The sequence below is a fragment of the Thiomonas sp. FB-6 genome (assembly GCF_000377645.1).
Lineage (GTDB): Bacteria > Pseudomonadota > Gammaproteobacteria > Burkholderiales > Burkholderiaceae_C > Thiomonas_A.
Map to the genome: position 1 here is coordinate 1 of NZ_KB898530.1, position 6,561 is coordinate 6,561.

Annotated in this window: 8 protein-coding genes; 5 read left to right on the forward strand and 3 right to left on the reverse strand. The window is 69.7% G+C overall.

All coding sequences use genetic code 11. The features are described from left to right. Nucleotides 1-510, reverse strand: a 510-nt coding sequence (locus D466_RS22520; protein WP_018915387.1) for an ABC transporter substrate-binding protein, incomplete at its 3' end; no start/stop codon positions are given. A gap of 136 nt (nt 511-646) precedes the next feature. On the opposite strand from D466_RS22520, the gene D466_RS24340 reads away from it, so the two are divergent. Both D466_RS24340 and ychF read left to right on the forward strand, forming a co-directional pair. Beyond that, the gene (locus D466_RS24340) at nt 647-895 is read left to right on the forward strand and encodes a hypothetical protein (protein ID WP_156004510.1); all 249 of its coding nucleotides are present in this window, start codon (nt 647-649) and stop codon (nt 893-895) included. Further along, nucleotides 892-1,983 (forward strand): redox-regulated ATPase YchF, encoded by a 1,092-nt coding sequence (gene ychF, locus D466_RS0119655; protein ID WP_018915388.1) that lies wholly within the window; start codon nt 892-894, stop codon nt 1,981-1,983. Before D466_RS24340 ends, ychF begins: the two co-directional genes overlap by 4 nt. Before the next feature lie 138 nt (nt 1,984-2,121). Here the strand turns inward: ychF and D466_RS0119660 are convergent, their stop codons facing one another. Further along, complete coding sequence (locus tag D466_RS0119660) at nt 2,122-2,610, reverse strand: Lrp/AsnC family transcriptional regulator (RefSeq protein WP_018915389.1); 489 nt, start codon at nt 2,608-2,610, stop codon at nt 2,122-2,124. 199 nt (nt 2,611-2,809) lie between these two features. Between D466_RS0119660 and rarD the strand changes: the two genes are divergently transcribed. Next, nucleotides 2,810-3,694, forward strand: coding sequence for an EamA family transporter RarD (gene rarD / locus D466_RS0119665; RefSeq protein ID WP_018915390.1), 885 nt, complete (start codon nt 2,810-2,812; stop codon nt 3,692-3,694). Here the strand turns inward: rarD and D466_RS0119670 are convergent, their stop codons facing one another. After that, a complete protein-coding gene (locus tag D466_RS0119670) occupies nt 3,695-3,964 on the reverse strand; it encodes a hypothetical protein (RefSeq protein ID WP_018915391.1) in 270 nt (89 codons plus the stop codon). A gap of 116 nt (nt 3,965-4,080) precedes the next feature. Between D466_RS0119670 and hemA the strand changes: the two genes are divergently transcribed. Next, complete coding sequence (gene hemA, locus D466_RS0119675; RefSeq protein ID WP_018915392.1) at nt 4,081-5,373, forward strand: glutamyl-tRNA reductase; 1,293 nt, start codon at nt 4,081-4,083, stop codon at nt 5,371-5,373. Nucleotides 5,374-5,463: 90 nt separating this feature from the next. Next, nucleotides 5,464-6,531: a peptide chain release factor 1 gene (prfA, locus tag D466_RS0119680; RefSeq protein ID WP_018915393.1), complete on the forward strand. Its 1,068-nt coding sequence runs from the start codon at nt 5,464-5,466 to the stop codon at nt 6,529-6,531. The last annotated feature ends 30 nt before the right edge of the window (nt 6,532-6,561 follow it).

Below are 6,561 nucleotides of genomic sequence, written 5' to 3' on the forward strand. Positions count from 1 at the left end.
CGGCCACACGGTGGAGGCCGGAATGCTCACGTCGGCCAGGTAATCGGTCTTCTTGGTGAAGAAGTTCGCCCCCGAGCCGGTCGGGTCGATCAGCAGCATGTGGTGCTCGGCCGCCAGCGGCACCGCCACCGAGGTCAGCACCGAGCCGAAATCGGCCACCAGCACGTCCACCTTGTCCTGCGTGATCAGCTGGTTGTACAGCGTGGTCGCCGTCGACGTGGAGCTCTGGTCGTCGTAGGCCACGATCTTGACCGGGATCTTCTTGCCGAAGGCCTTGACGAACACCCCGCCGTCCTTGTTCACCGCCTCGGCCCAGAACTTCAGGCCTTCGAACTGCCCCTGCGAGGCCACCGCGAAGGGGCCCGTGCTGGCGTACAGCGTGCCGATCTTGATCTGCGCCGGGGCCGTGGCCGCGTGCGCGGCCTGCGACGCGATGCCGGCGGCGGCCAGAGCGGCAGCGGCCGCGACGGTCTTCCAGGGCTTGAGCCTCTTGTGCTGTCGAGCTTGCATGCGATGTCTCCGTCAAAAAAACGGCCTCGCGCGTGCGGCCGCAGGATGCGACGTGGGCGATGGCCTGATGAACCCCCTTCAGAGGGTCGTTCGATTCTGGCGGCCCGCCCGAAACAGCGTCAACGCGACATAACCCGTGAAATTGCAACAGGACGTTGCGGCGCCCGGCGTGGGTGCCGATGGCCATCCTTCGCAGCAGGGCCTCGCTGATCACTACAATTCCCACGTTTTCTCCAGGCAAAACCAGGACAAAGGCCTGCTTCGGCACGCCGTCCGAACCTGGGCCGTCATCCCCGGAACACGACCGCGCAATTCGGCCGCCTCCACCACGCCCGTGTTGGGCTCGATGGTGCAGAAGGGATTGATCTCTAAGGACATTCCATGAGCCTCAAATGCGGCATCGTGGGCCTGCCCAACGTCGGCAAGTCCACCCTGTTCAATGCGCTGACCCAGAGCGCCATTCCCGCCGAGAACTACCCCTTCTGCACCATCGAGCCCAACGTGGGCGTGGTGGAGGTGCCGGATCCGCGCCTGCAGCAGCTGACCGAGATCGTCAAGCCGCAGCGCGTGGTGCCGGCGGTGGTGGAGTTCGTCGACATCGCGGGCCTGGTGGCGGGAGCCTCCAAGGGCGAGGGCCTGGGCAACCAGTTCCTCGCGCACATCCGCGAGACCGACGCCATCGTCAACGTGGTGCGCTGCTTCGACGACCCCAACGTGGTGCATGTGTCCGGGCGCGTGGATCCGCTGGCCGACATCGGCGTGATCCAGACCGAGCTGTGCCTGGCCGACCTGGGCACCGTGGAAAAGGCGGTGCACCGGGCGCAGAAGACCGCGCGCGCCGGCGACAAGGAGGCGCAGCGCCTGCTCGGGCTGCTGCAGCGTTGCGAGGCGGCCCTGAACGAGGCCAGCCCCGTGCGCGCGCTGGAGTGGTCCGACGAGGACCGCGCGCTGCTCAAGCCGCTGTGCCTGATCACCGCCAAGCCGGCCATGTTCGTGGGCAACGTGCTGGAGGACGGCTTCGAGAACAACCCGCACCTGGACCGGCTGCGCGACTACGCGGCTTCGCAGGGCGCGCCGGTGGTGGCCATCTGCGCCAAGCTGGAAAGCGAGCTGGCCGGGATGTCGGCGGAGGAAAAGACCGAGTTCCTGGCCGAGCTCGGACAAAGCGAGCCGGGCCTGAACCGGCTGATCCGCGCGGGCTACTCGCTGCTCGGGCTGCAGACCTATTTCACCGCCGGGGTGAAGGAGGTGCGCGCCTGGACCATTCCCGTGGGCGCCACCGCGCCGCAGGCGGCCGGCGTGATCCACACCGACTTCGAGCGCGGCTTCATCCGCGCGCAGACCATCGCCTTCGACGATTTCGTGAAATACGCCGGCGAACAGGGCGCCAAGGACGCCGGGCGCATGCGTGCCGAGGGCAAGGACTACGTGGTGCACGACGGCGACGTGCTGAACTTCCTGTTCAACGTCTGAGTCCCCGCGAACCGCACGCCGCATGACTCGCCAGTGCGGCGAATGAGGCCCACAATCGCCGCATGAAATGCGGCGATTGCGTCTGCATCCGGCAGAGCTCGGACTGGCCCTGCTCAAGCGCGGCCGTCCCCCGGGCCTTCAGGTCTCCACCGGCAGCACGCCCCCGGCCTTGACCTCGCGCAGCGACAGGCTGGTGTGGATGTCGCGCACGCCGGGCAGCGCGCAGACCTGGTCGCGCACCAGGCGGGCGAAGGAGTCGGGGTCGGCGGCCACCAGTTCGAGCTGGTAGTCGTAGTGGCCCGAGAGGTTCTGGCAGGCCACGATGCCCCGGATCGCCACCACCTGCGCCTCGAAATCGGCGGCGCTGCGCGTGGTGTGCTCCTGCATGCGCACGTAGACGAATCCATGCACGCCCAGCCCGATGCGCCGGCGGTCGAGTTGGGCGTGGTAGCCGACGATCACGCCGGCCTTCTCCAGGATCTGTACCCGGCGCCAGCAGGGCGACGGCGACAACGCCACCCGTTCGGCGAGTTCCGCCATGGTCAGCCTGGCGTCGGACTGCAGAGCCTCGAGAATGCGCCGGTCGATGCGGTCGAGCTCGCGCTGGGTGTCCGGATCCTGTTCCATGCCCCTGTCCCCCAACCTTGGAAAATCCTTGCAGCGAACATAGGCGCGCGGGCCTGAATTTGGGAAATATCGCCCCGTGATCCTGCCGATACTTCCTTCCTGCACCGACGCGGCCCGGCCCCGGCCCTTGCGGGTGCATCCGGGGGGAGTCTGCGCGTACCATGAACCGTTTCCCTGCAGCCGCCGCCGCGGCCCGATCATGAATCCCGGCATCGCCTACGCCCTGGGCGCCTACATCGTCTGGGGGATGTTCCCCCTGTATTTCCGTTTGCTGGAATCGGTTCCGGCGCCGCAGATCCTGGCCCATCGCATGGTCTGGTCGGCGCTGCTGGTGCTGCTGATCCTGCTGGCACTGCGCCGCTGGTCCTGGGTGCGCCAGGTGTACAGGCAGCCGGCGGTGCTCGGGCGCTTCACCGCCAGCGCGCTGGTGCTGGCCTGCAACTGGCTGACCTACATCTGGTCGGTGAACAACGGCCACGTGGTGGAAGCCAGCCTGGGCTACTACATCAACCCGCTGATGAACGTCGCGCTGGGCACGGTGCTGCTGCACGAGCGCATGCGCCCGCTGCAATGGGCGGCGGTGGCGGTGGCCGCCGTCGGCGTGCTGTGGATGGCCTTCGGCGTCGGGCACATGCCTTGGCTGGCGCTGATCCTGGCGGTCAGCTTCAGCAGCTACAGCCTGCTGCGCAAGATCGCCCCGCTGGGCTCGCTGGAGGGCCTGGCGCTGGAGACGGCGGTGCTGCTGCCGCTGGCGCTGCTGTACCTGGGCTGGACCAGCCTGCAAGGCAGCAACGCCTTCTCGCTGGGCGACCTGGACTTCAAGCTGCTGCTGATGGCCAGCGGGCCGGTCACCGCGATTCCGCTGCTGATGTTCGCGGCCGGAGCGCGGCGCATCCCCTTCTCGCTGCTGGGCATCCTGCAGTACACCACGCCCACCCTGCTGCTGGTGCTGGGCGTCACCGTGTACCACGAGGCCTTCGGCCCCTCCAAGGCCCTGGGCTTCGGCCTGGTCTGGGCCGGCATCGCGCTCTACATCGCCGAGAGCATGCTGCGCAGGCGCCGCCCCGGGCAGGCGCCGGCCTGATCAGCGCCGCGCGCAGGCCAGCGCGCTGCCGGCCACCGCGGCGACGAGCACCGCGGCATAGTCCAGCACGCCGCCGTCGCGTAGCCATCCGGCGCCCACCAGCAGCCCATGCACGCCCCACGCCGCCAGCGCCCCCCAAGCGGCCTGACGGGTCCAGCGCCCGGGGCAGGGACGCAGCAGCCGCCGCGCGGCCAGTCCGGTGCCGGCACCGACGAACAGCGGCATGATGCTGGTGGCGAGCAGCCAGCGCAGGGCAATCAGGGCGAGCATCGGGGCGGCGTGGGCTTCAGGGACAGATTGGAGGGCCGCGGCGGGGCGCAATCGAGCGCGACTTTGACTTTGGTCATCCGCAAAAACCCGGCCAGCTTCGTAGAATTGAATGTCTCATGTTATTAGCTGCCGTCGGAGTCAACCATCAGACCGCGCCGCTGGACCTGCGCGAACGTCTGGCATTTTCGGCCGAAGGGCTGAAGGAAGGCCTGCGCGCGCTGCGTGACACGCTGCACACACGCACGGGGGGCAACGCGGTCGAGACGGCGATCCTGTCCACCTGCAACCGCACCGAGATCTACTGCGCGGCTCAGGCCGACCCGCGCGAGGCGCTGGTGAACTGGCTGGCGAACTCGCGCGAGCTGCGCGAGGTGGACCTGATGCAGCACAGCTACCGCCTGGTGCACGAGGGCGCGGTGCGCCACGCCTTCCGCGTGGCCAGCGGGCTGGATTCGATGGTGCTGGGCGAGCCGCAGATCCTCGGCCAGATGAAGGACGCGGTACGCACGGCCTCCGACACCGGCACCCTGGGCGGCACGCTGGGGCAGATGTTCCAGCGCACCTTCGCGGTCGCCAAGGAGGTGCGCAGCACCACCGAGATCGGCGCGCATTCGGTCAGCATGGCCGCGGCCTCGGTGAAACTGGCCGAGGCGGTGTTCGAGAGCCTGGCCGACTGCCGCGTGCTGCTGATCGGCGCCGGCGACATGGTGGAGTTGGTGGCCGCTCACTTCGCGTCGCGGCGGCCGCGCCACATGGCCATCGCCAACCGCACGCTGGAGCGCGGGGCGCGCCTGGCGCAGCAGGTGGGCGCCGAGGCGATGCGCCTGGCGGACATGCCGCAGCGCCTGGCCGAGTTCGACATCGTGGTCAGCTCCACCGCCAGCACGCTGCCCATCATCGGCCTGGGCGCGGCCGAGCGCATGGTGCGCCAGCGCCGCCACAAGCCCGTGGTGATGGTCGACCTGGCGGTGCCGCGGGACATCGAGCCGGAAGTCTCGCAGCTGCCCGACGTGTACCTGTACTCGGTGGACGACCTGACCGAGCTGGTGCGCAACAACGGCGAGAAGCGCCAGGCGGCGGTGCACCAGGCCGAATCGATCATCGAAAGCCGCGTGCAGGGCTTCCTGCAGTGGATGGACGACCGCGAACAGGTGCCGCTGATCCGCCAGTTGCAGGAGCAAAGCCGCAACTGGCAGCAGGCCGAGGTCGAGCGCGCGCGCCGCGCGCTGGCGCGCGGGGATTCCCCCGATGCGGTGATGGAACTGCTGGCGCGCAACCTGTCGCAGAAATTCCTGCACAATGCCTTCGCGGCCATGCACCAAACCGACCCGCAGCACCGCGACCAGGTCACGCGGGCGGTGCAGCGCCTGTTCCTGACGCCCCACCGCGGCTGCGGCCACAATTCCTAGTGTCCTGGGCGGCCGGGGCGGCACCGCGTGGCGCCGCCCCGCGGGCACGCGCATTCCGGACCCGCACCGCCTGGCCCCACGGGCCCCAGCATGAAAGCCTCCCTTCGCGACAAGCTCGACGCGGCCGCCCGCCGGCTCGAGGACATCGACGCCCTGCTGGGCGCCGAGGGCACCGACGCGCAGCGCCTGCGCGAACTCGGCAGCGAACGCTCGGAGCTGGCGCCGGTGGTGGCGCTGCACGCCGACCTGCTCGCCGCGGAGGCGGCGCGCGAGCAGGCGCGCTCGCTGCTGGCCGACCCCGAGATGCGCGCGCTGGCGGAGGAGGAGTTGCAGGATTGCGGCCGGCGCATCGAGCAGCTGGAGCAGGCGCTGCAAGGCGCGCTGCTGCCCCGCGACCCCGACGACCGCAAGGCCGCCTTCCTCGAGGTGCGCGCAGGCACCGGGGGCGAGGAATCGGCATTGTTCGCGGCCGACCTGCTGCGCATGTACACGCGCTACGCCGAGCGCCGCGGCTGGCGCACCGAGCTGCTCGGGCACAGCGACAGCGACCTGGGCGGAGTCAAGGAGGCGGTGCTTCGCATCGCCGGCGACGGGGTCTACGGGCGCCTGAAGTTCGAGTCCGGCGGGCATCGCGTACAGCGCGTGCCGGCCACCGAATCGCAGGGCCGCATCCACACCAGCGCGGCCACCGTGGCGGTGATGCCCGAGCCCGACGCGCAGGCGACCGTGGCCATCAACCCGGCCGAACTGCGCATCGACACCTTCCGTTCCTCGGGCGCCGGCGGCCAGCACATCAACAAGACCGACTCCGCCGTGCGCATCACCCACCTGCCCACCGGCCTGGTCGTGGAATGCCAGGACGACCGATCGCAACACCGCAACAAGGCCCGCGCCATGGAGGTGCTGGCCGCGCGCCTGGAGCAGCGCCAGCGCCAGCAGGCGCAGGAACGCGAGGCCGCCCAGCGCAAGAGCCTGGTGGGCAGCGGCGACCGCTCGGACCGCATCCGCACCTACAACGTGCCGCAGGGACGGGTGACCGACCACCGCATCAACCTGACCCTGCACAAGATCGACGCCATCCTCGGCGGGGAACTCGACGAATTGCTCGACGCGCTGCACGCCGAGCACCAGGCCGAGCAACTGGCGGCGCTGGCATGAGCGCCGTGCACGGCCGCTCCGAAGCGGCGC

Excerpts from the sequence above, each read along its gene's own strand:
- ychF (WP_018915388.1), top strand. The coding sequence starts at position 892 with ATGAGCCTCAAATGCGGCATCGTGGGCCTGCCCAACGTCGGCAAGTCC.
- D466_RS0119660 (WP_018915389.1), bottom strand. The coding sequence starts at position 2,610 with ATGGAACAGGATCCGGACACCCAGCGCGAGCTCGACCGCATCGACCGG.
- rarD (WP_018915390.1), top strand. The coding sequence starts at position 2,810 with ATGAATCCCGGCATCGCCTACGCCCTGGGCGCCTACATCGTCTGGGGG.
- D466_RS0119670 (WP_018915391.1), bottom strand. The coding sequence starts at position 3,964 with ATGCTCGCCCTGATTGCCCTGCGCTGGCTGCTCGCCACCAGCATCATG.
- hemA (WP_018915392.1), top strand. The coding sequence starts at position 4,081 with ATGTTATTAGCTGCCGTCGGAGTCAACCATCAGACCGCGCCGCTGGAC.
- prfA (WP_018915393.1), top strand. The coding sequence starts at position 5,464 with ATGAAAGCCTCCCTTCGCGACAAGCTCGACGCGGCCGCCCGCCGGCTC.